General features: G+C 39.9%; 20 protein-coding genes, 1 rRNA gene and 1 riboswitch. Of the genes, 1 reads left to right on the top strand and 20 read right to left on the bottom strand.

Going from position 1 to position 24,902, the window contains the following annotated elements; translation table 11 throughout:
• Window positions 1-173: 173 nt before the first annotated feature.
• From ligA to ACQKN4_RS16490, 6 genes are all read right to left on the bottom strand, one after another.
• Entirely contained in the window at window positions 174-2,180 is a 2,007-nt protein-coding gene (gene ligA, locus ACQKN4_RS16515; RefSeq protein ID WP_079562662.1) for an NAD-dependent DNA ligase LigA, read from the bottom strand.
• Window positions 2,181-2,194: 14 nt separating this feature from the next.
• Window positions 2,195-4,447 (bottom strand): DNA helicase PcrA, encoded by a 2,253-nt coding sequence (gene pcrA, locus ACQKN4_RS16510; RefSeq protein ID WP_427484226.1) that lies wholly within the window; start codon window positions 4,445-4,447, stop codon window positions 2,195-2,197.
• Between the two features lie 153 nt (window positions 4,448-4,600).
• Window positions 4,601-5,290, bottom strand: a complete 690-nt coding sequence (locus ACQKN4_RS16505; protein WP_079562660.1) for a heptaprenylglyceryl phosphate synthase — start codon at window positions 5,288-5,290, stop codon at window positions 4,601-4,603.
• 110 nt (window positions 5,291-5,400) lie between these two features.
• Window positions 5,401-5,721, bottom strand: a complete 321-nt coding sequence (locus ACQKN4_RS16500; protein WP_004225717.1) for a YerC/YecD family TrpR-related protein — start codon at window positions 5,719-5,721, stop codon at window positions 5,401-5,403.
• A 15-nt stretch (window positions 5,722-5,736) separates the two neighbouring features.
• Window positions 5,737-6,792, bottom strand: coding sequence for a DUF3048 domain-containing protein (locus ACQKN4_RS16495; RefSeq protein ID WP_427484225.1), 1,056 nt, complete (start codon window positions 6,790-6,792; stop codon window positions 5,737-5,739).
• Between the two features lie 70 nt (window positions 6,793-6,862).
• On the bottom strand, window positions 6,863-8,584 hold the full coding sequence (locus tag ACQKN4_RS16490) for an adenine deaminase C-terminal domain-containing protein (RefSeq protein ID WP_427484224.1): 1,722 nt from the start codon (window positions 8,582-8,584) through the stop codon (window positions 6,863-6,865).
• A gap of 179 nt (window positions 8,585-8,763) precedes the next feature.
• Between ACQKN4_RS16490 and ACQKN4_RS16485 the strand changes: the two genes are divergently transcribed.
• The gene (locus tag ACQKN4_RS16485; protein WP_170939008.1) at window positions 8,764-9,228 is read left to right on the top strand and encodes a YgaP-like transmembrane domain; all 465 of its coding nucleotides are present in this window, start codon (window positions 8,764-8,766) and stop codon (window positions 9,226-9,228) included.
• 601 nt (window positions 9,229-9,829) lie between these two features.
• Here the strand turns inward: ACQKN4_RS16485 and purD are convergent.
• The 14 genes from purD to rrf form a co-directional block, all read right to left on the bottom strand.
• Complete coding sequence (gene purD, locus ACQKN4_RS16480; RefSeq protein ID WP_427484223.1) at window positions 9,830-11,086, bottom strand: phosphoribosylamine--glycine ligase; 1,257 nt, start codon at window positions 11,084-11,086, stop codon at window positions 9,830-9,832.
• A 74-nt stretch (window positions 11,087-11,160) separates the two neighbouring features.
• Window positions 11,161-12,687, bottom strand: coding sequence for a bifunctional phosphoribosylaminoimidazolecarboxamide formyltransferase/IMP cyclohydrolase (gene purH, locus ACQKN4_RS16475; protein ID WP_079562655.1), 1,527 nt, complete (start codon window positions 12,685-12,687; stop codon window positions 11,161-11,163).
• 385 nt (window positions 12,688-13,072) lie between these two features.
• The gene (purN, locus tag ACQKN4_RS16470) at window positions 13,073-13,642 is read right to left on the bottom strand and encodes a phosphoribosylglycinamide formyltransferase (RefSeq protein ID WP_427484222.1); all 570 of its coding nucleotides are present in this window, start codon (window positions 13,640-13,642) and stop codon (window positions 13,073-13,075) included.
• Window positions 13,642-14,697 (bottom strand): phosphoribosylformylglycinamidine cyclo-ligase, encoded by a 1,056-nt coding sequence (gene purM / locus ACQKN4_RS16465; RefSeq protein ID WP_079562652.1) that lies wholly within the window; start codon window positions 14,695-14,697, stop codon window positions 13,642-13,644. The genes purN and purM overlap by 1 nt, the downstream gene beginning before the upstream one ends.
• Window positions 14,698-14,764: 67 nt before the next feature.
• Window positions 14,765-16,189 carry an amidophosphoribosyltransferase gene (purF, locus tag ACQKN4_RS16460; protein ID WP_427484221.1) on the bottom strand — a complete coding sequence of 475 codons (1,425 nt, stop codon included), beginning with the start codon at window positions 16,187-16,189 and terminating at the stop codon, window positions 14,765-14,767.
• On the bottom strand, window positions 16,165-18,399 hold the full coding sequence (gene purL / locus ACQKN4_RS16455) for a phosphoribosylformylglycinamidine synthase subunit PurL (protein WP_427484220.1): 2,235 nt from the start codon (window positions 18,397-18,399) through the stop codon (window positions 16,165-16,167). Before purL ends, purF begins: the two co-directional genes overlap by 25 nt.
• Window positions 18,386-19,069 (bottom strand): phosphoribosylformylglycinamidine synthase subunit PurQ, encoded by a 684-nt coding sequence (purQ, locus tag ACQKN4_RS16450; RefSeq protein WP_079562649.1) that lies wholly within the window; start codon window positions 19,067-19,069, stop codon window positions 18,386-18,388. The genes purL and purQ overlap by 14 nt, the downstream gene beginning before the upstream one ends.
• Window positions 19,070-19,071: 2 nt before the next feature.
• Window positions 19,072-19,320: a phosphoribosylformylglycinamidine synthase subunit PurS gene (gene purS / locus ACQKN4_RS16445; RefSeq protein WP_079562648.1), complete on the bottom strand. Its 249-nt coding sequence runs from the start codon at window positions 19,318-19,320 to the stop codon at window positions 19,072-19,074.
• A 2-nt stretch (window positions 19,321-19,322) separates the two neighbouring features.
• Window positions 19,323-20,033 (bottom strand): phosphoribosylaminoimidazolesuccinocarboxamide synthase, encoded by a 711-nt coding sequence (gene purC / locus ACQKN4_RS16440; protein ID WP_079562647.1) that lies wholly within the window; start codon window positions 20,031-20,033, stop codon window positions 19,323-19,325.
• Window positions 20,034-20,137: 104 nt separating this feature from the next.
• Window positions 20,138-21,433 (bottom strand): adenylosuccinate lyase, encoded by a 1,296-nt coding sequence (gene purB / locus ACQKN4_RS16435; RefSeq protein ID WP_427484219.1) that lies wholly within the window; start codon window positions 21,431-21,433, stop codon window positions 20,138-20,140.
• Between the two features lie 13 nt (window positions 21,434-21,446).
• Complete coding sequence (purK, locus tag ACQKN4_RS16430; RefSeq protein ID WP_427484218.1) at window positions 21,447-22,571, bottom strand: 5-(carboxyamino)imidazole ribonucleotide synthase; 1,125 nt, start codon at window positions 22,569-22,571, stop codon at window positions 21,447-21,449.
• Window positions 22,568-23,056 carry a 5-(carboxyamino)imidazole ribonucleotide mutase gene (purE, locus tag ACQKN4_RS16425; protein ID WP_079562644.1) on the bottom strand — a complete coding sequence of 163 codons (489 nt, stop codon included), beginning with the start codon at window positions 23,054-23,056 and terminating at the stop codon, window positions 22,568-22,570. Before purE ends, purK begins: the two co-directional genes overlap by 4 nt.
• A gap of 323 nt (window positions 23,057-23,379) precedes the next feature.
• A riboswitch (purine riboswitch) is annotated at window positions 23,380-23,478 on the bottom strand.
• A 93-nt stretch (window positions 23,479-23,571) separates the two neighbouring features.
• A complete protein-coding gene (locus ACQKN4_RS16420) occupies window positions 23,572-23,766 on the bottom strand; it encodes an NETI motif-containing protein (RefSeq protein ID WP_079562643.1) in 195 nt (64 codons plus the stop codon).
• 1,031 nt (window positions 23,767-24,797) lie between these two features.
• Window positions 24,798-24,902: ribosomal RNA gene (rrf, locus tag ACQKN4_RS16415) — 5S ribosomal RNA — on the bottom strand; the annotation flags it as partial.

Here is a 24,902-nt window from a genome sequence, read left to right as displayed (position 1 = left end):
CCATAACGTGTGATTGATTTCCGTTCCAACTGGGCGCTTTGTAGCTGCCGCTTTGCTTTCGCTACAGAGCAAAGCTTCCTGGTGACGTCCAGTCTCCACTCCAATCAATTTATAAAGTATGCATTTAAACAAATGCCATCCTCAACTTTTGGTGATGAACCTGATAGTATCCATTATTGGGCAAGGTTAAATTGTTCGATCAGGCGATCTTCATTCCAAACTTCAATACCTAACTGCTCGGCTTTTGTTAGTTTAGAACCCGCATCTGCTCCTGCAATAACAAGATCAGTTTTTTTGCTGACACTGCCTGTAACAATACCACCTAACTCTTCTATTTTCGCCTTTGCTTCGTTACGTGTCAATTGCTCAAGTTTACCAGTTAATACGATTGTTTTTCCTGCAAGAGGATTATCCCCTACAGCTACCTCTACCTTTTTACCTTTATACTTCATATTGACGCCTACTTCAGCAAGGCGCCCGATGACTGCACGTGCATCCTCATTTAAAAAATACTCGACAAGTGATGAAGCCATTTTATCGCCGATTTCGTAAATCGCCACGAGTTGCTCCTCTGTTGCTACCATCACCGCTTCCATTGTTCCAAACTCCTCTGAAACAATTTTCGCAGCCTTTTCACCAACATGTCGTATTCCTAATCCAATTAGTAAACGCTCCATCGAATTTTCCTTAGAAGCCTGGATAGCATTGACTAAATTCGCCGCTGATTTTTCTCCCATACGCTCAAGCTCGACAAGCTGTTTCTCCGTTAAGTGATACAAATCAGAGACATCATGAATTAAATCTGCACGTAATAATTGTTCAACGACCTTATCACCAAGTCCGTCGATATTCATCGCATTACGCGATACAAAATATTTAATGCTCTCCGCGATTTGTGCAAAACATGCTGGATTTACACAACGTAAGGCCACTTCCCCTTCAATACGAATAAGTTCGCTATCACAAACAGGACAATTTTCAGGCATTACATACGGAACTGAGTCCTCAGGTCGCTGCTCCAGTATTACACCGACAACTTGTGGAATAATGTCTCCGGCTTTTCGGATAATGACTGTATCCCCTAGACGAATATCTTTATCACGAATTAAATCCTCATTGTGTAATGATGCACGTTGAACCGTCGTACCTGCCACTTGAACAGGCGATAAAATAGCAGTTGGTGTAACAACCCCTGTTCGCCCAACCGTTAAATCAATATCAAGTAATGTTGTGACTACTTCCTCAGCAGGGAATTTATAAGCAATTGCCCAACGTGGACTCTTTGCTGTATAACCTAGCTCATCCTGCTGGGCATAACGATCCACCTTAATGACAATACCGTCAATTTCATAGGCTAAATTCGGACGGTTTTCAGTCCATTTTTCGATAAATGCTAGTACCTCTTCTATCGTTGAACAGCGTTGACGCTCTTTGTTTGATGGGAAACCTAGTCCCTCTAAATAATCAAGCATCTCTGCATGACCGTCAATACCATATGCCTCACCATCTCCCCCAATTGCATAAATAAAGGTAGATAGTTGACGACTCGCTGCTATTTTAGGATCTAACTGGCGTAAAGAGCCTGCAGCCGCATTTCTCGGATTTGCAAACAATTCTTCTCCATTTTCAGCACGTAGAGAATTCAATTTTTCAAATGATTTTTTAGGCATATACGCCTCACCACGTACTTCAATTGTAAGTGGCTCCTTCAATCGAAGTGGTATTGCTCGAATCGTTTTTAAATTTGCTGTAATATCTTCCCCTACAACACCGTCTCCTCGTGTTGCTCCTTGTACAAAAACGCCGTTTTCGTATTTTAAAGAAATAGCAAGACCATCGATTTTCAGCTCGCAAACATAGGAGAATTTATCACCGATTGCTTGACGCACTTTACGGTCAAATTCACGTAAGTCTTCTTCATTAAAAGCGTTTGATAGACTTAGCATAGGGTAATCGTGCGTCACTTTTTTAAAGCCTTCTACCACCGCTCCGCCAACACGTTGTGTCGGTGAATCTGGATAAATAAGTGACGGATTCGCTTCCTCTAATGCAATAAGTTCATGTAATAATTGATCGTAAACACTATCTGCTACGACAGGTTTATCCAATACATAATAGGCATGACCATATTCATGTAACAATTTATTTAATTCAACAACGCGCTGTTCAATTTCGTTCATTTAAGTTCCCCCGGTTACCCTTTTTCAATAGGTGCAAATTGCGCTAGTAATCGCTTAATACCAATAGGTTGTGGAAAGGCAATATCTAGCTCTGTACTATCACCCTCACCTTTTACACTAACAACCATACCTGTTCCCCATTTTTTATGGATTGCTTTGTCTCCAGCCTTCCAGCCAAATTGGTCTCCACCAGTTGTTTGTAAACGAGCTGTTGCAGGCTGTGTTTTCTGAATTGCTCCAAGTGAACGCTTTTGATAGCCACCTGCTGAACGATTGTTAGAGGCAAACGGAACTTCAGGCTTCGCACCACCCTTGGAAACCGATTGTGTAATATCCTCCGAAATTTCACCTAAGAAACGCGAGACATTGTTATAGCTAGAACGACCAAATATCGTACGACTTTGTGCACTCGTTAAATATAAACGTTCTTCTGCACGTGTTATACCTACGTACGCTAAACGACGTTCTTCCTCCATTTCATCCATATCATCAAGTGAACGAGAATGCGGGAAGATATTTTCCTCCATTCCAATGATAAAGACGATTGGGAATTCTAAGCCCTTTGCGGCATGCATTGTCATTAAAATAATATTGCCCTTCGATGCATCATCTTTATCAAGTGCATCTATATCTGCAATTAGCGCTAAATCTGTTAAAAAGGCAACTAAGCTCTTATCATCACTACGCTCCTCGAAAGCCTTTGTTACAGATAAAAATTCTTCAATGTTTTCTAAGCGGCTTTCTGCTTCAATCGTCTTTTCGTTTTGTAGCATTGCACGATAACCAGATTTGTCAATGACCTGCTCTACAATTTCTGTCACCGATAAATATTCTTGCATCTCTGTAAAACCTTTAATCATCGCATAAAATTGCTCAGCTGAATTAGCAGCCTTCCCTGTAAGCCCCATGAATACAAGATCATTCATGGCATCAAAAATTGAGCGCTCTTGATCAATCGCATAGCGCGCCATTTTTTCAAAGGAAGTTGCACCTATACTACGCTTTGGTTCATTAATAATACGAGCAAGTGATAAATCATCATCATTATTGGCAATAAGACGCAAGTAGGCAAGTAAATCCTTAATCTCTTTACGATCATAGAACTTAGTACCACCAACTATTTGATAAGCCATATTAGACTTAACAAGCACTTCCTCCATCACACGAGACTGCGCATTTGTACGATAGAGTATTGCAAAGTCATCAAATGAACGATTTTCTTTTTGAATATGTTGTTGGATTGTTTGTACAACGAATTGTGCTTCCTCTTGCTCGTTATACGCTTTGTACAATACGATTTTTTCACCCTCTGCATTTTCTGTACGCAGTTCTTTTGGATAACGTGTTGTATTATTTTGAATGACGTCATTTGCTGCTTGTAGGATGCGTTTTGTGGAGCGATAATTTTGCTCAAGCATAATGACCTTAGCACTTGGATAATCCTTTTCGAATGAAAGAATATTGCCAATGTCCGCACCACGCCAACGATAAATCGATTGGTCTGAATCACCTACAACACAAATATTTTTAAATTTCTTGGCAAGCATCTGAACAAGTAAATATTGAGATTTATTCGTATCTTGATATTCGTCTACATGGATATATTGGAATTTATTTTGATAGTATTCAAGCACTTCTGGTACACGCTTGAATAATGTAATAGTCGTCATAATTAAATCATCAAAATCGAGTGATTGATTGCGGCGTAGTCTTTTTTCATACCCTTTATAAACTCGGGCGATTGTTTTTTCGTAAGGATTATTTTCATTGATTTGACCTGCATAATCGTCCGCAGCTATACATTCGTTTTTTGCCGAACTAATCGCATTTAAAATCGCACGAGGTTCAAAACGTTTCGTGTCAATATTTTCATCCTTCATAACATTTTTAACAACTGATAGCTGATCAGTGGAATCTAAAATTGAAAAGTTACGTGATATCCCTAGCTGATCAATATTGCGTCGTAAAATTCGCACACACATGGAGTGGAAAGTCGATACCCACATACTATCGCCAGTTCCATTACCGAGAATGCCATCTATACGCTCTCGCATTTCACGTGCAGCTTTATTTGTAAATGTGATAGCTAAAATCTTTGACGGATATATCTCTTTTTCGATGATTAGGTATGCAATACGATGTGTCAATACACGTGTTTTCCCTGATCCAGCACCCGCCATAATTAGAAGCGGTCCTTCAGTTGTTTTGACCGCATTTTCCTGCTCTGTGTTCATACCTGCTAATAAGTTTTTCGTTAACTGCTCCATTTCGCACCGCCTTACAAACGTTTAATTATCAATTATGCCTCGGCATAATTGCGTCCGGAATCGGCTTTGTGCTTTCACAAAGCACTCCTTTTCGATTCCGTGACATCCGCCGGAGGCTTTAACTTCTTTCAGCAACCTGCTGAAAAAGTTAAATTATATATTATTTTTTACAGCCTTAACAGTCGCAAGTGCAGCTTTTAAATCTTCGTAAATAATATTACCAACTACTACTGTATCTGCATATTTTGCCATCTCTGCTGCTTGCTTAGCAGATGTAATGCCGCCACCGTAAAACAGTCGTGTATTTTTCAGTTCATTTTTAACAGCACTTACAACTTCAATATCACCATAAGTACCGCTATACTCTACATAAAATACAGGTAATCTAAAGAAATTTTCAGCCATACGTGCGTAGGCAACAACATCATCGATGGATAGATCGGTTTTCGCCTTCGTTACTTCCGCTACTTTACAAGTCGGGTTTAAAATACAATAACCTTCAGCTACTAATTCATCCCATACCATAATATCTCCATATTCTTTAATTGCTTCATGGTGTAGATTTTTAATCCACTTTGGATCATCACTATTTAACACGGTTGGAATGAAATAATAGTCATAACCTGGTGTTACCGAATCAATATTAGAAATTTCAAGCGCTATCGGTACTTCAAAGCGTCTTACACGAACAAGCAAATCTAATACGCCATCTAAAGTTACATTGTCTGTTCCGCCAACTATAATAACATCTGTCCCTGATTCGCAAATTCTTTCTAGTGCCTCATCTGAAATATCCTTAGCTGGGTCAAGCTTGAACACATGTCTCCATTCTAAATAATCCATCTATTTTACCACCTATCATTTTCTATCTATTCGTTTACAAGTATAGCTTATGACTGTCTACAAAAAAATGAAAAAGACTGAGCAGAACCTCTACCCAGCCTCTTTACCTACTATTCTTTTGGTGCTTGAAATGGCTTTTCATCTGGATACAAACGACCTAACATTTCATCATATGTATCGTTCCCATAATCAAAGCAACGACGTACACGCGAAATAGTTGCTGTACTTGCACCTGTTTCCTTTTTAATGGATTCGTACGTTTTCTTTAAACGTAGTAAATGCGCAACCTCAAAGCGTTGTGCCAACGATTGAATTTCACTAATCGTACATAAATCATCAAAAAACTTATAGCATTCTTCGATGTCTTTCAGCTCTAACACTGCTTTAAATAATTGATCTGTTTGATGCCCACGAATTTTTTCGATTTGCATGCAATCTTCCTCCCTTTAAGGCTGCGTTTTCACCATTGCTTTTAACCCTGGTGAAGTTGGTATGAAGTGAACCCAAGATTTCCCTGGTACTAGCTTCACAAGTTCCCCAGACTCTTCTACAGCCATTGGTATTCCATCAATATTAGCCCATTTGACTTCTCTCATATAGCCATTTTGAAATACATACGCATTTCCACCAGAAGTTAAATCAATTTCTTGGCGCCCCTCATTATCAATCGTCCGATGTTTCATTTCTAAAAATAGAACATTTGCAATAGATAATGTGTCACCTGTTAACATATCCTTTGTGTCAACGCCAGCCGATTGTCTTCCATAACGATTATTTTGATGATCATACAAATACGAATTATGGAAATACTCACTATTTCCGTAGGTAACGTCAACTCGACTTGTTTCAATGCCTATTTTACCACGTTCATCGGGTTCATAAAAAGCCTGACTTACTTTTTCACGGTAACTCATTGAAGCGCCTACTTTTTTCGCCCCATCTACTATATTTTCAGACGTAATATACGAGTTATGCGGAGCAACACGATCTTTCGAACGTTTAAAAAGTGTTCCATCATATTCCATGCCATTTATATTGTCGACTACATCATTAGTAAGCATCGATTTTGCCTCAGGGCTATAGCCATGTGCTACATAAAATGCATCAAAGCCTTTTGCAAGATCAATAAAATAAGATCGAGCACTTCGAACTGGCCCTACAGTTTCTGGAAGTTCACTTTGATACACTGCTAATAAACGCGTAACATCGCCTTCAGCTAGCATTTCATAAATAATATCCGCCGCTTCAATTCCTGATTGCGGACGTGCTTTCGGATGATTATTAATTGTAACCATAATTGGGCGTTGCGTAATTTCTTCCTTCACAGCTTCACCTGTTAATGGAGCAAACTTATCCCCCTGTTGAGCAGGATCTTCCATAACAGTTTCTTCATCAACCTTGTTCGTATCGTCTTCCTTTACTTCCGACGAATCTTTAGAACATCCTCCTATCAACAAAGTACTAAAAGCCATTGCGATAAATAGTTTCTTCGATTTGAACACAAGCATTACTCTCCTTTAATCAATTACACCTAACTGTAATTGTTGTGGCTATACCATAAGGAAGCTTCAACTAACGCATCACTGCTGGTAATAATAACTTATTCTTCATAACATCGAAAATCCCTTTTGGTGTTATCCGGATATATGGTAAATGTGTAGATTGTAAGAATAATAAAGAATAAATGGCGTCTCCTAAGTGGTAACCACGTTCCGCTAATGCTTGTTTTAAGACCTTCTCTTTTTCCGATAGTTCCTTAACATCTCCATCATGTAAAAGTCCACCAATCGTTAATGGAATAGCTGCAATTACTTCACCCTTTTCAGCAAGTACAATCCCACCACGCATTGCCTTCATTTCTTCAAAAGCTGTAATCATATCATCTTTATTTTTTCCGATTAGCAAAATATCGCCTGTATTCGAATATGATGAAGCGAAGCCTTGTACACTAGTAGCAAAACCTTTAATCATCGTGTTAACATGCCAATTGCCATCTCTATTAATAAGCATTAAATAACATTCATCATGATCTGCTAACTGCCCTTCTCTAGTAATTAATGAGTTATATGGTTTGGTAATAACATCATTTACTAACTCAATTCCAAACGGCATCGAAAATTGAAAATCATGAGACGTTAATGAAAAATCTAAGTCAAACGCAGGTAATGCTGAATAGTCAATTGCAGCAAGTCTTTGCACTTGCTCTCCATCGCGTTTTAACCAAACACCCTTCGAAAGTACACTCTCAGGAACTGGGTGCCATTCATCTTGTAAAATATTTAAGGAAGCAAATCGACCAGTTGCGATAAAGCCATGTAAGCTGGTCATATTATAATAGCGTGCCACATTATAGGAAGCCATTTGATAAGCATCGATTGGTGCTACACCTGCATCTAAGGCTGCTTGAATACATTTATCCATCACGCCATCTTCATGGAAAGAAGGTGTTGAGCCATCTGTTGTCATCATTAAATGATCAAAAATAGGCAGCTCTTTTTCGACAATTCCTTTTAATAGATGTGGTAAGTCTGGACGTATTGAAGAATAACGCAGCGTTACAGCATATCCTTGCATAATACGTCGCTCCACTTCTTCAACTGTCATCGCTTCATGATCACCATCTGCACCAAGTAACTTCATACGTGCTAAAGTTCGTTCTGATGCGCCAGGGAAATGCCCTTCTATTTTTTTTCCGTAGCCTTTAGCCATTTGCATGCGATAAAGCATTTGGTCATCTCCATGTAACAACCTTGGCCAGCCTGTTAATTCTCCACCAAGTAAAACATCATCTCGTTCTAACCATTCTAAAATGGACGTATTAGAAAAAATCTCTTCCTCCTGCTCCATCTCAGTTTGCGAATCAAAACGAGTCCACCAATAAAATGAAAACGGTAGTTTTTTCAAATCATCCAAAATTGAAAACGCTTTCTTATTTTCTAAAGATAAAACGAAGCTTAAATTATCTGAAATAAAAGTTGTAGTGCCTAGCTGTCCACAAAAGTCAGCAAAAGATTGTGGATGGTATAACTGGAACGGATGAACATGTGGCTCAATATATCCTGGCACAATTGTTTTATTCGTACAATCGACCACCTCTGCTCCCTCTGATAACGGAGGCATTCTATCACCAGCATAGACAATACGATTTCCTAAAATCCAAATGTTCCCTACTACCCATTGTTTGAGCATGCTATGTAAATAACGCGCATTTTTTAATACAATATCAGGTGCTTTTTTACCATCAATTACAGCTAATTGTTGGCGTAATTCTGTAATTTTCCATACTGGATCCATTCTATTCGCCCCTTCCTAAATTACGTAAAATTTCATCGTGTAAATCCTATTTGAAATCACATACTACTACTGCATAAACGCTTTCTTTCATAAATTTAGTGCTTTATGCAATCATCTTGTTTCAATCGTAACACAGCACTTTCATAAAGCAAAGTGCCCCCCGCTTTATTTTTTCCACAATGACTAAAGGAGGAAATATGATGATGCAGGAAACGAATTTAAGCGAAAAAAATGCCTTCTGTCGCTTTGCAATGGGTACGAGTTTAACGGCATTTGGTATCGCTAAGGTCTCAAGAAATCCTAACTGTACGGCAGGTCGATTGATGATTGCTTTTGGTGCCATGAAAATGGCTGAGGGTATCTTTAAGTATTGCCCGACTAAATCTTTACTGAGCTCAAGTATGGAGAGTGCTATGAACACCAGCAACAATAATAGCAACTCTTTTATGCAAAGTATGCTCAGTGGCCAAAATTCTATGTCATCTGAACAAATCGAAAAACTCATGAAGGATTTCTCCTCTGTTATAACTGGAAATATGTCAGGATCAAGCGCAACTGCGTCAAAGCAATCTGACTCCAGCACTTCCAATCAAACTTCCTCAGAAAGTAAAAGTTCCACAAATAATGCACAAAATCCTTCTTAGTCAAAGGAGCCGTCTCAACTATACAGTTGAGACGGCTTTCACCCTTGTAAATCATACGTTTGAAAACAATAAGAAGTTTCACAGTATGATTAAAATATTTAATTTAGGTTCGATATTAATCATTTTCATTAATTCAAAGGCTCTGATTTCCGCTACGGGCTACTCGCTTTCCTGCGGGCGAACGTCGAGCCGCTTCCTCCGCTATGCTCCGTGCAGGGTCTCGTCTGTCTCGCTTTCCCGCGGGAGTCTAGTAGCCCTACGCTACAATCAGTTAAAAATGGAAATATATTTGCCAAAATAGCAATAAAAAAATCCTTTTATCCCTCAATAATAAAACTTTGGGACGACATTTATTAAAACATTCGCGATGTAAATAAGTTGATCTTCGTTTCGAATGGGCGACTCCTTGGGGATCAGCGTCACAGATGAAACCCCGCAGCGAAGCGACAGCAACAACAAAGCGCCTAGTCGGAACGGAAATCAACCACACGCTATGATAGAAAGCAAAATGTGAAAAAATTATCCTTTTATCGGGCAATTATAAATCTCTATATTTCCCTACTCTATGCGCTTGATATTTATTTTATCATTTACTCAGTCACTACTTAAACGTACGCCAGCCTATATCTTTACGGAAGAAGAAATTGTCCCATTTTTCTGTTGCAATGCCTGCGTATACTTTTTCTTGTGCTTCCTTTAAAGTGGAGGCTTTTGCTCCAACTAATAAAACTCGGCCACCATTCCCTACAAACTTCTCATCTACAAGCTTTGTACCTGCGTGGAATACCGCATGTGAAGCTGATAGAGACTCTAAGTTTGGTAATGCATTGCCTTTTTCAACGTCCCCTGGATAACCTTCTGCGGCAATTACTACACCAAGCATTGCTTCTTCAGACCATTGCAAATCAAATGGCTTTTCATCCATTAATGCCATCATAAATTCGCCAAAGTCAGATGCCATACGTGGTAAAACTACTTGTGTTTCGGGATCTCCGAAGCGTGCATTAAACTCAATCACTTTTGGACCATTTTTCGTTAAAATCAATCCTGCATATAAAATTCCTGTGAACGATACACCATCTGCCTCCATACCTTTCACGGTCGGTTCGACAATTGTCTTATAAGCTTCATCCACTACGTCTTGTGAAATTTGAGGCACCGGGGAATAGGCGCCCATACCACCTGTGTTAGGTCCTTTATCGCCATCATAGGCACGTTTATGGTCTTGAGCAATGACCATTGGATATATGTGACCTTTATGGACAAACGACATAAAGGAGAATTCTTCCCCGTCCAGGAATTCTTCAATGACAACACGTGAAGAGGATTCACCAAAACGTTGGTTCCCAATCATATCCTCTACAGCTGCAATTGCTTCATCTTCAGTCATTGCTACAACTACACCTTTACCAGCTGCCAACCCATCCGCTTTGATCACAATCGGTGCACCTTGCTCTTTAATATAAGCGATAGCCTTTGCAGCCTCAGTAAACGTTTCATGGGCCGCTGTTGGGATATGATATTTATTCATAATATCTTTCGCGTATGATTTACTGCTTTCGATTTGGGCCGCTGCCTTTGTTGGACCAAATACTCGTAAACCGCGAGCAGTAAAGAAATCTACTATACCTTCAGCAAGTGGTTGCTCAGGTCCTACAAAGGTTAAATCTATTGCATTTTCTTTTGCAAATTGTGCAAGACCTGCAAAATCCATCGTATCTATTGCAACGATTTCTGCATCATTTCTCATGCCATCATTACCAGGTGCTACAAATACTTTATTCACAGATGGTGAAATACTAAATTGTTTGGCGATAGCATGCTCACGACCGCCGCTTCCAATGACTAATACTTTCATTTTAGGGAATCCTCCTATTTGTAAGTAAGACCGAGATGAAACAACATCTCGGTCTAGTTTTTAACGTGTTTGAATTAGTGTTTGAAATGACGTACGCCAGTGAATACCATTGCAATGCCGTATTCATTTGCTTTATCGATTGAATCCTGATCTTTTATAGAGCCACCTGGTTGAATAATTGCTGTAATACCAGCCGCTGCAGCTGCTTCTACTGTATCGCTCATTGGGAAGAATGCATCTGATGCTAACGCTGCACCTTTTGCTTTTTCGCCAGCTTGCTCAAATGCGATTTTAGCTGCTCCAACACGGTTCATTTGGCCAGCGCCAACACCCAGTGTCATTTGAGAATCTGTAACGACGATAGCATTAGATTTAACATGCTTCACAACTGCCCAGCCTAGTTGTAATGCTTCCCATTCTTGTGCTGTCGGTTCACGGTCTGTGACAACTTTAATATCTGCATTAGAAAAGCCGTAGCGATCTGGTTCTTGTACGAGAAGGCCGCCTTCAACTGATACAACATTGAATTTGTCTTGTTTTGCTTGCCCGAAAGGAATTGTTAATAGACGAATATTTTTCTTCTTCGTTAAAATTTCAAGTGCTTCTTGGGAGAAAGCTGGTGCAATAATAATTTCTAAAAATATATGGCTTAATTTTTCAGCTGTTGCTGCATCCACTTCCATATTTAAAGCAATAATGCCACCAAAAATAGACGTTGAATCTGCTTCATATGCTTTATCAAACGCTTCTTCTAATGTTGCACCAGTTCCAACACCACAAGGATTCATGTGCTTTACAGCTACAGCAGCAGGCATTTCAAACTCTTTCACAATTTGCAATGCTGCATTCCCGTCCTGAATATTGTTGTAAGATAATTCTTTACCATGCAATTGCGTTGCATAAGCTAATGAAAAATCAGAACCTAGACGTTTTTGATAGAACGCTGCTTTTTGATGAGGATTTTCACCATAGCGTAAGTTTTGTTTTAATTCATATGTCATTGTTAAGTTCTCTGGGAACTCTTCTTCTGTTAAGTGGTTTGATATATATGAATCATAAGCAGCTGTGTGACGGAAAACTTTTGCAGCTAATTTACGACGTGTTTCAATAGTCGTTGCACCATTAGCTTTCAGTTCCTCTAATACGTTCGCATAGTCATTGCTATCCACAATTACTGTTACATATTGATGGTTTTTTGCTGCAGAACGTAACATTGTTGGACCACCGATATCGATATTTTCGATCGCATCATCCCATGTTACATTAGGCTTTGAAATTGTTTCAACGAACGGGTAAAGATTGACACAAACAATCTCAATTGGCTCAATTCCATGCTCATTCATTTGAGCTTGATGAGAAGCATCGTCAAATTTTCCTAATAGTCCACCGTGAATCATTGGATTTAAAGTTTTTACACGGCCATCTAAAATTTCAGGGAATTTAGTTACTTCATCTACTGCTGTTACGGCAACATGATTGTCTTGTAACATTTTTTTCGTACCACCAGTTGATAAAATTTCATAACCTAATGCTACTAGTTCTTTTGCAAATTCTAAAATACCATCTTTATTGGAAACACTGATTAATGCACGTTTTGTCACAACAATATCCTCCTAATTTTTAGGATCACCACCTAAACGTATGCTTGATTTCCGTTCCGGCTGGGCGCTTTCCTGGGGGCGTCCGATGAGCCGCTTCACTCGCGTTGCTCGCTCCAGGGTCTCGGGCCAACACGACGTTGGTCACGAAGGCGTTATCACAGGATGTGATGCTCTTAGCCTTCGTTCCCCTATCGCTAATCCCCAAGGAGTCGCCCAGCCTCCACTCCAATCAACTTACTTACATAGTAGACGTTTTAACAAAAGTCATCCACAACTTTTGGTGATGAACCAATTTTTATCGTGTTTGCCACGAAAATGTCTTGCTATTATTGATAGAGTAGAGTTAGGCTGTATTGTTCCAGAAACCTAACTCCTCACCACTGAATTACTTTAACAATTGCTGTAAAGCTTTTGTATATAGTACATGCTCTTCCCTATGAATTGCCGCTTCTGTTGCCTCACGGTCACCTTCAACGACTTGAACTGCCGCTTGTGTAATAATAGGCCCTGTATCCATACCTTCATCTACAAAATGGACTGTTACCCCAGTTATCTTGACTCCGTGTTCCATCGCTTGACCAATGGCATCTTTACCTGGGAAGGCCGGCAATAGTGAAGGATGAATATTCACAATGCGCTGAGGGTAGGCAGTTAGCAATACCTCACTAATTAAGCGCATATAACCTGCAAGCACAATCCATTCTACATGACGTTCGTGAAGAGCCTCGATAATAGCAGTTTCGTAATCTGCTTTTGATGAAAACTCTTTCGGACTTAAAGCAAGCACTGGAATACTATAGTTTTCAGCACGTGTCACTACATATGCGCTAGGCTTGTCTGTCACAACAAGTTCAATCTTTGCATGTAGTTCGCCACGTTCAATGGCATCTTGAATAGCTTGAAAGTTACTGCCGCTACCTGAAGCAAAAACGGCAATTTTAGTCGGTGCAGTCATTACACTAAACTCCCATCATGTGAGCCATTGAATACAACACCTTCGCCTTTCACAACGCGACCAATTTTGTATGCTTTTTCACCATTTGCCTCTACTGTTGCAAGCACTTTATCTACTTCAGCTGCAGGTACAGCTAACACAAAGCCAATGCCCATGTTAAAGACATTATATAAATCCTTGTCCTCTAACTGTCCTTTTTCTTTTAAAAACTCAAAAATGCGTAAGACTGGCCAAGAACCTAAGTCAATTTCAGTTGCTAAACCTTCTGGCATCATACGTGGTAGGTTTTCATAAAAGCCACCGCCCGTTACATGGGCACAGCCATGAACGTCTGCTGCTTTTAAAGCTGCAAGTACAGGTTTCGCATATAATTTTGTTGGCACTAACAAGGCTTCTCCTATAGGACCAAGATCCTCGTAGCCTTCCACAATCGAATCAACAGCGTACTGATTATCTGCAAAGACAATTTTTCGCACTAATGAGTAACCGTTTGAATGCACCCCACTTGAAGCAATACCAACAAGTACGTCACCCTCCACGATGTTCTCACCTGTTACGATAGCTGATTTTTCACAGGCGCCCACTGCAAAACCAGCTAAATCATACTCATCTTCTTCATAAAGACCTGGCATCTCTGCAGTTTCACCACCGATTAATGCCGCACCAGATTGCACACAGCCATCTGCAACGCCTTTTACAATTTGCTCAATTTTCGCTGGCTCTGCCTTGCCAAGGGCTACATAATCTAAAAAGTACAATGGTTCTGCACCTTGCGCTACGATATCATTGACACACATCGCTACACAGTCCACACCAATTGTGTCATGCTTGTCCACCATAAACGCTAGCTTTAGCTTTGTCCCAACACCATCTGTACCTGAAATAAGAACAGGTTCCTTAAGATTTAGTTCTGACAAGTCAAACATACCACCAAAACCACCGAACGTGCCCATCACACCTAGACGGTTTGTACGTTCAACGTGAGACTTCATTCGTTTTACGGCTTCGTAGCCTGCTTCAATATTTACACCTGCTTGTTCATATGCTTTTGACACGCAGAGTTCCTCCTTATCATCCAAATCTAGATCTGTCATCATTGCTAGATGTATTTAGATGTTTTTCTTAACGTAATAGTTCTTTTTCATGCGGTAAGATTGTATCTGGGAAAATTTCTGTTGGATATTTACCTGTAAAGCATGCTAGGCATAATCCTCGGTTTTCATCTTCATAAGGTCTTGCAATCGTCTCCACCATGCCCTCAACGGAAAGAAATGTTAGTGAATCGGCTCCGATAGTTTCACGGATTTCATCTACATTGTGGCTAGAAGCAATCAATTCTTCATGTGTTGAAGTATCGATGCCATAATAGCAAGGATCCGTCATCGGTGGCGAAGAAATCACAACATGAACTTCTGCTGCCCCTGCATCTTTTAACATTTTTACAATACGTCGTGAAGTTGTACCACGAACAATCGAATCATCCACCATCACTACTCGTTTACCTTTTACGACTTGAACAACTGGAGAAAGCTTCATTTTCACACCGCGTTCACGTAATTCCTGTGTCGGTTGGATAAATGTACGGCCTACATAACGATTTTTAATAAGACCTAGTTCATATGGAATTCCGCTTTCCTCTGCAAAGCCGATTGCTGCTGAAATACTTGAGTCAGGGACACCTGTAACAACATCAGCTTCAATATGTGCACATTCACGAGCAAGCTGTTTTCCCATACGTTTACGCGCCATGTGGACGTTAATACCATCAATATCAGAATCAGGACGTGCTAAATATACGTACTCCATCGCGCACATTGCACGTTTATCCATCTCTACAAAACGATCAGATTTTACACCTTCATCGTTAATAATTAATAACTCACCAGGTTCAACAGAACGAACAAATTCTGCACCTATTAAATCAAATGCACAAGTTTCAGAGGCCACAACCCAACCATCTCCTAGCTTTCCAAGAGATAATGGACGTAAACCATGTGGATCACGTGCGACAAGCATTTCATCTTTAGTCATAATTAAGAACGAGTAAGCACCCTTTAATAATGAAAGGGCATTTTTCACCTTTGCACGGAATGGTGAAAGCGAGCTTTTCTTAATAAGATGCCCAAGCACTTCAGTATCAGAGCTAGAATGGAAAATACTACCTTGACGCTCTAAATACTGTTTTAAGTGCGCTGCATTGACTAAATTACCGTTATGAGCAATTGAAAGGCTACCAGTTGACGAGTGGAATAATAACGGCTGTACATTTTCAATACCGCCACCTCCAGCAGTCGTATAACGGACATGGGCAATTGCTGCTTTGCCGTCCACTGCCTTTAATTTGTCTTCGTTGAAAACATCATTAACTAGTCCTTCGCCTTTCACCGCGCGAAGATGCTGACCGTCAGAAACGACGATTCCAGCGCCTTCTTGGCCACGGTGTTGAAGAGCATGAAGCCCGTAATAACTAAGGTGTGCTGGATTTGGGTTACCCCAAATACCAAACACCCCACATTCTTCGTTTAAGCCTCTGAGTTCAGCAAGCATGGGATTGCTCCTTTCCAATTAGAACGGAATTCCTCCACTGTACCTTCTACAAGCACACCGTTGTCACCGTTGATTTTAACAAGCGCATCGTTTGTTACGACACCAATTTTCTTTGCGTCTTTTACAATTTCTACAAATGCAGATGCATTTTCTTCTTTCACTGTTACAACGAAACGAGATTGTGTTTCACTGAATAATGCTGTTGTAGCAGAGCCTGTTAATGTCACATCAAGACCTAAGTCATTAGCGCCAAATGTTGTTTCAGCTAGCGCCACTGCAAGACCACCTTCTGCTACATCATGTGCAGATTGTACGATTCCTGCTTTAATTGCTTTAAGTAATGCTTGTTGACGGGCAGCTTCGATCTGTAGGTCAATCGCTGGTGCTTTCCCTGAAATAACCCCATTATTGAATAATTTTTGAAGTTCCGAACCACCGAATTCAGTTTTTGTATCGCCGACCACAAATACTACATCACCAGCAGCTTTTACTTCTTGAGTTGTTACATGTGCTAAATCTTCAATTAGTCCAACCATACCGATTGTTGGTGTTGGGTAAACCGCTTCACCAGAACGTTCGTTATAAAGAGACACGTTACCACCGATTACTGGTGAATTCAGTGCTGTACAAGCCGCTGAAATACCATCAGCTGATTTTTCAATTTGCCAGAAGATTTCTGGTTTCTCAGGATTGCCGAAGTTCAAGCAGTCAGTAATCGCTAATGGTGTACCACCAGTTGCTACGATATTACGAGCTGCCTCAGCTACTGCAATGGCACCGCCTACTTCTGGATCTAGGAAAATATAACGAGAGTTACAGTCTGTAGTCATTGCTAATCCTTTGTTCGTACCGCGCACACGGATAACGGCTGCATCAGAACCTGGCGCAACGACTGTTGATGTACGAACTTGATAATCATATTGATCGTAAACCCATTCTTTTGAAGCAACTGTTGGCGCTTTTAAAAGTGCATTTAATGTTTCTTTGTAATCTGTTACCGCTGGTTCTGTGTTTTCCATCGCCTGGAACTCTGCATAGTAAGCAGGCTCTGCAGATGGCTTATGATAAACTGGTGCATCTTCTGCCAGTGCATCAGCAGGTACTTCCGCTACAACTTCACCGTTATGTAAAAGGCGAAGCATTTTATCATCAGTCACTCGACCAATTGCCACAGCATCTAAATCATATTTATCGAAAATCGCTTTAATTTCATCTTCGCGACCTTTTTTCACAACAAGTAGCATACGCTCCTGAGATTCAGATAACATCATTTCATATGCTGTCATACCTGTTTCACGTTGAGGTACTAAGTCTAAGTTCATTTCTACACCAGAACCAGCCTTAGAAGCCATTTCTGCTGATGAAGAAGTAAGACCAGCAGCACCCATGTCTTGAATACCTACTAGAGCGTCAGATTTTACAACTTCTAAACATGCTTCAAGTAAAAGTTTCTCCATAAATGGATCTCCTACTTGTACTGCAGGACGTTGATTCTCAGATTCTTCAGTTAACTCCTCAGAGGCAAATGTTGCACCATGGATACCGTCACGACCTGTTTTAGCACCAACATACATGACTGTATTCCCTACACCAGCTGCGATTCCACGTTGAATATCTTTGTGGTCAATTAAACCTACACACATTGCATTAACTAATGGATTACCTTCATAGCAAGGATCGAATTGAATCTCGCCACCTACTGTAGGAATTCCGATACAGTTACCATAGCCTGCGATACCAGCAACAACTTCTTCAAATAAATATTTACCACGTGCTGACTTTAATTCGCCAAATCGTAGTGAGTTCAGCATTGCAATTGGACGCGCACCCATTGAGAAAACGTCACGGATAATACCACCAACACCTGTGGCAGCACCTTGATAAGGCTCAATTGCTGAAGGATGGTTATGCGATTCCATTTTAAATACAACTGCTTGTTCATCACCAATGTCTACGATACCAGCACCTTCACCTGGACCTTGTAAAACTTGTGGACCCTTCGTAGGGAATTTACGTAACACTGGTTTTGAATTTTTGTATGAGCAGTGCTCAGACCACATTACTGAGAAAAGACCTGTCTCTGTCCAGTTTGGTAGACGTCCTAAAATACCTTCTACCATTGCAAATTCTTCGTCTGACATTCCCATACCAGCGTATAGCTTTTGATCTTTAATTTGGTGTGCTGTTGGCTCAAACTTAGTTGTTGACATGATTTTCCCTCCACTGCTTCACAATTGATTTAAATACTGCTAGACCGTCTGCTCCGCCCACCAGTGCATCAACAGCTCGCTCTGGGTGAGGCATCATACCTAGTACATTGCCGCGCTCGTTTATAATCCCCGCGATATCTTCTAAAGAACCGTTTGGATTTTCGCCTGAGTATGTAAACACGATTTGATTGTTATCTTTTAATGCTTGTAAAGTTTCCTCGTCACAGTAGTAGTTACCTTCACCATGTGCAATTGGAATATTGATTACTTGACCTTGCTCATATTGGTTTGTGAATAATGTATTATTGTTTTCAACTTTAAGCTGGATTGTGCGGCACATGAATTTCAAATTTTTGTTTCGAAGTAATGCACCTGGTAATAAACCTGCTTCAGTTAGGATTTGGAATCCATTACATACTCCTAATACCGGCTTCCCAGCATCAGCTGCCTTTTTGACCTCTGCCATAATATTAGATTGATTGGCCATCGCACCACAGCGAAGGTAATCTCCGTATGAGAAGCCTCCCGGTACTAAAATACCATCAAAGCCACTTAAATCTGTTGCTGTATGCCATACATATTCTACTTCTTCACCTAGCTCGTCTTTAATCGCATGATACATATCGATATCACAGTTTGACCCAGGGAACACGAGTACTGCGAATTTCATGATTAGTTAGCCTCCTCGACTTCGTAACGGTAGTCTTCGATTACAACGTTAGTTAAAACCTTTTCACACATTTCTTTTACTAGAGTATCAATATCACGTTCTGTATCTTTAATTGCTAGTTCAAGATATTTACCAATACGTAAATCTTCTACTTCAGCGTAACCCATTTTCACTAAAGAACCTTGTACAGCTGAACCTTGTGGATCAAGAATGCTCTCACGTAATGTTACGTAAATTTTAACTTTTTTCATTGTTATTTGCCTCCGAGTCTAGAAAGTATAATAGTATAAACTTCAGTTAAATTACCAAGGTCTCTACGAAAGACATCTTTGTCTAACTTTTGCTTTGTAGTTGCATCCCAAAGTCTGCATGTATCTGGTGATATTTCATCTGCCAACAGTACATTTCCATCATTGTCACGTCCAAACTCTAATTTAAAGTCAATTAGTGTAACGTTGACATCTGCAAATATAGGTTGCATAACTTCGTTAACTACAATTGCTCCATCATAAATGGCTGTCACTTCCTCAGGTGTTGCAAGATCAAGTACGTCAATATGCTCCGTCGTAATGAGCGGATCGCCTAGTTCATCGTCTTTATAATAAAACTCAACGATTGGGCGTTTTAATGGTGTACCTTCCTCCAAACCGAGACGTTTCGCTAAGCTACCTGCTGCTATATTACGAACTACGACCTCTATAGGAATAATATCTACCTTTTTTACAAGCTGCTGCGTATCAGATAATTGTTTCACGAAATGTGACGCAATTCCGTTAGCTTGCAATTTTTCGAAAATTAGAGAGGTAATGCGATTATTTAATACGCCTTTACCTTCAATTTCTTCTTTTTTCTCACCATTAAATGCTGTTGCACTATTCTTGTATTCAACGAGTAACACATCTGGCTCCTCTGTTGTATACAATTTTTTTGCTTTACCTTCATACAAAAGTTGACCTGTAGTCATTTCGTTACTCCCCCTGATATTATGAAATACACGCGTATTGTTCAGAATTGAATCGTATACGATTCAATTCTGTAACATCCGCTAGTGGCTCTACTCAATCAATGTTAGTTAAGTCCAAGACGCTCAAAAATCATATCTACATGCTGTAAATGGTAGTTGTAGTCGAAGCACTCATCAAGCTCTTCTTTCGTTAAATACGGTGTGATTTTTTCACTTGCATCGACTAACGTACGGAACTGAACTTGCTCATCCCACGCCTGCATCGCTAAAGGTTGTACTGTATCATACGCTTCCTCACGCACTAACCCTTTATCGATAAGTGCTAATAAGATGCGTTGAGAGTAAATTAGACCAAAAGTGCGACCCATATTACGTTTCATGTTTTCAGGGAATACTGTTAAGTTTTTCACAATGTTACCGAAGCGATTTAACATATAGTTAAGTGTAATTGTTGCATCCGGTAAAATAACACGCTCTGCAGATGAATGTGAAATATCACGCTCATGCCATAATGCTACGTTTTCATAAGCCGTTAGCATATAGCCACGCATTAAACGTGACATACCAACCATGTTTTCAGACCCGATTGGATTTCGTTTATGAGGCATCGCTGACGAACCTTTTTGCCCTTTTGCAAATCTTTCCTCAACTTCACGTGTTTCAGATTTTTGCAAGCCTCGAATCTCTGTTGCAAATTTCTCTATTGATGTTGCGATTAATGCCAACGCCCCAAAATACTGTGCATGGCGATCACGTTGTAATGTTTGTGTTGAAATAGGTGATGCTGTAAGTCCTAATTTATCGCATACATATTGCTCAACTCGAGGATCGATATTGGCATATGTTCCAACTGCACCAGACATTTTTCCTGTTTCAATTACTTTTGCTGCTGCTTCAAAGCGCTCTAAGTTACGCTTCATTTCTTCATACCATAAAGCTAATTTTAAGCCGAAAGTTGTTGGCTCAGCATGAACACCGTGTGTACGTCCCATCATGACCGTATGCTTATACTCTTTCGCTTTCGCTGCTATAATGTCAATGAAATTCATGATGTCTTTACGTAGAATATCATTTGCTTGTTTAATTAAAAAAGAAAGGGCTGTATCGACTACGTCCGTTGAAGTTAAACCATAGTGCACCCATTTTCGCTCATCACCAAGTGTTTCAGATACGGCACGAGTGAATGCTACAACATCATGACGTGTTTCTTTTTCAATCTCTAAAATACGATCCACATCGAATGAAGCATTTTCACGGATTTTAGCTACATCTTCTTTTGGAATGTCGCCTAATTCTGCCCAAGCCTCACATGCTAAAATTTCAACCTCTAGCCAAGCTTGATATTTATTTTGTTCTGTCCAAATTGCGCCCATTTCGGGTCTTGTGTAACGTTCGATCATTGCGTTTCTCCTTCTATTCTGGCCAAATACCAGAACTCTCGATTTGTTGTAGTGTTTCTTCTAAGTTTTTCGTCATAATCGTTACGTGGCCCATCTTACGGTTCACCTTAGCTTCAGCTTTCCCATAAAGATGTATAGACCATTCAGGATATTTAGCAATTGAGTTACTAAGTGGCATGACATGTTGCCCTAAAACATTTATCATAATTGATGGTGCCCAAAGTTGTGGTTTACGCAATGGCCAACCACAAATAGCGCGTATATGCTGATGGAACTGTGAAACATTACATGCTTCTATTGAATAGTGACCTGAATTATGAGGTCTTGGTGCTAATTCATTAATAACAATTCCACCATCTTCTAATACAAACATTTCTACTGCTAATGTGCCCACTAAATTTAAGTAATCAGCTATTTTCAAAGCTTCGCGCTCTGCAGCCTTTGCTGTTTCCTCTTTTATACGAGCTGGCACGATCGTTTCATGTAAAATATGATGAACATGAATATTTTCTCCAACTGGCTGACAATATGATTCACCATTACCGTTTCTTTGAACAATGACAGACACCTCTTTAACGAAAGGTACAAATCCCTCAACAATACATTGTGAATGAGAGAAAAGCCCATTTGCTAACGATAGGTCTTCTGCAGATTTTAAAAGCTGCTGTCCCTTGCCATCGTAACCACCTCTTGCTGTTTTGACTATACAAGGATAACTAATCATATCGATATTGGCTAGTAATTCTTCATATGTATTTACAACCAAATAAGGGGCTACCGGACAACCTGCGTTCATAATCGCTTCTTTTTCAGTCACACGGTTCTGTGTAATGCGTACTAGCTCTGCTCCTTGTGGTACGTAAGCCATTTGTGTTAAACGTTTTAAGCCATCATAATCGATGTTTTCAAACTCATACGTTATAACGTCACTTACCTCAGCAAGTTCTTCTAAAGCTGCCTCATCATCATATTGTGCTACAATACGAACATCCGCAACCTGTCCACATGGTGAATCCATTAATGGTTCAAGAACAGCAACTTTAAAGCCGGCCTCTTTTGCAGCAAGTGCCATCATACGACCAAGTTGCCCTCCTCCGATAATGCCTATCGTCTGCCCTGGATAAATTATCTTTGTCACACTAAGTCACCTGTGCTTTCCAGTACTTGTTGCTTCGTGGCTTCACGTCTAGCATCTAGTTTATTAGCAAGCTGTGCATCTGTTGTCGATAAAATTTGTGCTGCAAGCAAGCCTGCATTCGTCGCTCCTGCTTTGCCAATCGCTACTGTTGCTACAGGTACACCTCCAGGCATTTGAACGATTGATAATAGTGAATCAAGACCGTTAAGAGCACGAGATTGCACAGGTACTCCGATTACCGGTAACGTTGTTTTAGCTGCTACCATTCCTGGTAAATGTGCAGCTCCACCTGCACCAGCGATAATTACTTGAATTCCTCGCTCACGTGCTGATTCTGCATACTCAAACATTAAGTCAGGAGTACGATGTGCAGACACTACCTTTTTCTCGTATGGTACTTGTAATTCATCTAAAATATCACATGCATGTTTCATTGTTTCCCAGTCACTTGAACTCCCCATAATGACACCGATTTTCGGATTCATGATTGTCGCTCCTTTTTAACGTTAGAAAAATGATCAAATATATTAAAGCTACTACAATTCTTTACTTAATCAATTAGGCCTCTGCATAATTGCGTCCGAAATCGGTTTTGTGCTAGCACAAAGAACTCCTTTCCGATTTCCGTGACATCCGCCGGAGGCTTTAACTTATATCAGTGGATGTTACACCCTCTGATCTAAATTAAACAAAGAAAATCCTCAAATAAACTACTCCCTACCATACACGTGAAAGCAGCTTACTTGAGGACTTATTATGAAAAGAATATGCGAATGTACATTTCTGTACACACACCCTTCCGTAACATGCCAAAAGTGCTTTCCCGCATAGTCCGGCATTTACGGTGCCGGGTAGAGACACTAGAGCCAATCCTCTAGCATATATGTGGGATTTATTTGTTTTTCCTTCTCACATTTTAACAAGTCATTCCACTATCGTCAATGCAAAAATGCGAACATTTTATTTTAGGTATTTATAAACGTTCGGATTTTAGTCAAAATCACTCGGATTCTTGGCAGTTCATCGCTTTAAATTGTATTTTTTGACGCAAATACGTTGGTTCTCCATTGACTAAGTGAAAAATAGGTTCTTCTTTTCTTCCCACTGCCATATAGCCATCTTGACGCATTCTTTCCAAACAATCTTCAATTGACTCATTTTCTTCTACTTCATACCAAATTTGCTTTTTTCCCAAATCTTTCTTCCTTTCGATCTTGTATCCAATAATTTTTTCCTCTTATGAGTTTCATTATACCTTTAGTTTGACCCATTAGTATGTTTGATTTGTTAATAAAATGCTCTTCACCCTAACGTTAGGTTGATTTCCATTCTGACTGGGCACTTTCCTGAGGGTGTCCGATAAACCGCTTGCGCCAGTAGTTGTGAGAAAGAGAAGCCTCAGCAACGACGCGATGTTGGTCACAAAGGCGTTCTCACAGGATGTGATAGGTTTAACCTTCATTCCCTTTCTGGCTCTCTACAGGGACTCGTCTGTGACGCTATTTCGCAAGGAGCCGAACACCTTCACATCAACTATTTGGTAATGGTCTACGTTAAATAAATGCCATTCTTAACTTTTGGTAATCTGTGCTTTACAGTTACAATTTTAAAAAAAATTAAAAGAACTGCAGAGACAATATCTGCAGTTCTTTATTAAGGTGTTGAAACCCCATTACGTATACACCTAAGAAAAGGAACAATAAAAAATATTAAGCACAATAAGAACTCGACGAAAATCAGCTTTAATGCCAAAAATCGCACTAATTATTCCTAGTCCTCCTAGATTTATATTATAGATACAAACAATTTTCAACTACATAATTTGCTAGTAAAACTTGCCCTATTTCATTCTTTGAGCAATAAGTGATGGATATATTTTATATATTGAGGCGATGCACACTGTGAGGCTTCCGTTTGAAACGTTCTGGCGACCGACTACGCATATTTTCAAGCATCTCAGCAAGTTGTACGACGTTCTATCCACCTATTCGTTAGATTCCTATCTGTAGCCTTTGTTTCTATAGACAGAATGAGTAGCTTCCTCCATAAACACTACACAGACAGTCTGCTATGCCAGTTTTCTCGGCAGGAGTGTCGCTCCATTATAGTCATTTCTCGACGTATAGTATACAACCTATTTTTTCATTATGTGAATTTTAACTTTTAATAATTTTATCTTTTTATAAAACAAAAAAGCCGAGGAATATATCCTCGACTTTTTAAGGTGCCTAGCGACGTCCTACTCTCACAGGGGGAAGCCCCCAACTACCATCGGCGCTAAAGAGCTTAACTTCCGTGTTCGGTATGGGAACGGGTGTGACCTCTTTGCCA

It is taken from the genome of Lysinibacillus sp. NPDC093692 (assembly GCF_050280125.1).
In the GTDB taxonomy this organism is placed as follows: Bacteria; Bacillota; Bacilli; order Bacillales_A; family Planococcaceae; genus Lysinibacillus.
This window is presented reverse-complemented; position numbering and strand designations above follow the sequence as displayed.

What these genes read in the sequence shown, in the direction of transcription:
- ligA (WP_079562662.1), bottom strand. Translation starts at nt 2,180, where the DNA reads ATGAACGAAATTGAACAGCGCGTTGTTGAATTAAATAAATTGTTACAT.
- pcrA (WP_427484226.1), bottom strand. Translation starts at nt 4,447, where the DNA reads ATGGAGCAGTTAACGAAAAACTTATTAGCAGGTATGAACACAGAGCAG.
- ACQKN4_RS16505 (WP_079562660.1), bottom strand. Translation starts at nt 5,290, where the DNA reads ATGGATTATTTAGAATGGAGACATGTGTTCAAGCTTGACCCAGCTAAG.
- ACQKN4_RS16500 (WP_004225717.1), bottom strand. Translation starts at nt 5,721, where the DNA reads ATGCAAATCGAAAAAATTCGTGGGCATCAAACAGATCAATTATTTAAA.
- ACQKN4_RS16490 (WP_427484224.1), bottom strand. Translation starts at nt 8,584, where the DNA reads ATGGATCCAGTATGGAAAATTACAGAATTACGCCAACAATTAGCTGTA.
- ACQKN4_RS16485 (WP_170939008.1), top strand. Translation starts at nt 8,764, where the DNA reads ATGACTAAAGGAGGAAATATGATGATGCAGGAAACGAATTTAAGCGAA.
- purD (WP_427484223.1), bottom strand. Translation starts at nt 11,086, where the DNA reads ATGAAAGTATTAGTCATTGGAAGCGGCGGTCGTGAGCATGCTATCGCC.
- purN (WP_427484222.1), bottom strand. Translation starts at nt 13,642, where the DNA reads ATGACTGCACCGACTAAAATTGCCGTTTTTGCTTCAGGTAGCGGCAGT.
- purF (WP_427484221.1), bottom strand. Translation starts at nt 16,189, where the DNA reads ATGCTTGCTGAACTCAGAGGCTTAAACGAAGAATGTGGGGTGTTTGGT.
- purL (WP_427484220.1), bottom strand. Translation starts at nt 18,399, where the DNA reads ATGTCAACAACTAAGTTTGAGCCAACAGCACACCAAATTAAAGATCAA.
- purQ (WP_079562649.1), bottom strand. Translation starts at nt 19,069, where the DNA reads ATGAAATTCGCAGTACTCGTGTTCCCTGGGTCAAACTGTGATATCGAT.
- purS (WP_079562648.1), bottom strand. Translation starts at nt 19,320, where the DNA reads ATGAAAAAAGTTAAAATTTACGTAACATTACGTGAGAGCATTCTTGAT.
- purC (WP_079562647.1), bottom strand. Translation starts at nt 20,033, where the DNA reads ATGACTACAGGTCAACTTTTGTATGAAGGTAAAGCAAAAAAATTGTAT.
- purB (WP_427484219.1), bottom strand. Translation starts at nt 21,433, where the DNA reads ATGATCGAACGTTACACAAGACCCGAAATGGGCGCAATTTGGACAGAA.
- purE (WP_079562644.1), bottom strand. Translation starts at nt 23,056, where the DNA reads ATGAATCCGAAAATCGGTGTCATTATGGGGAGTTCAAGTGACTGGGAA.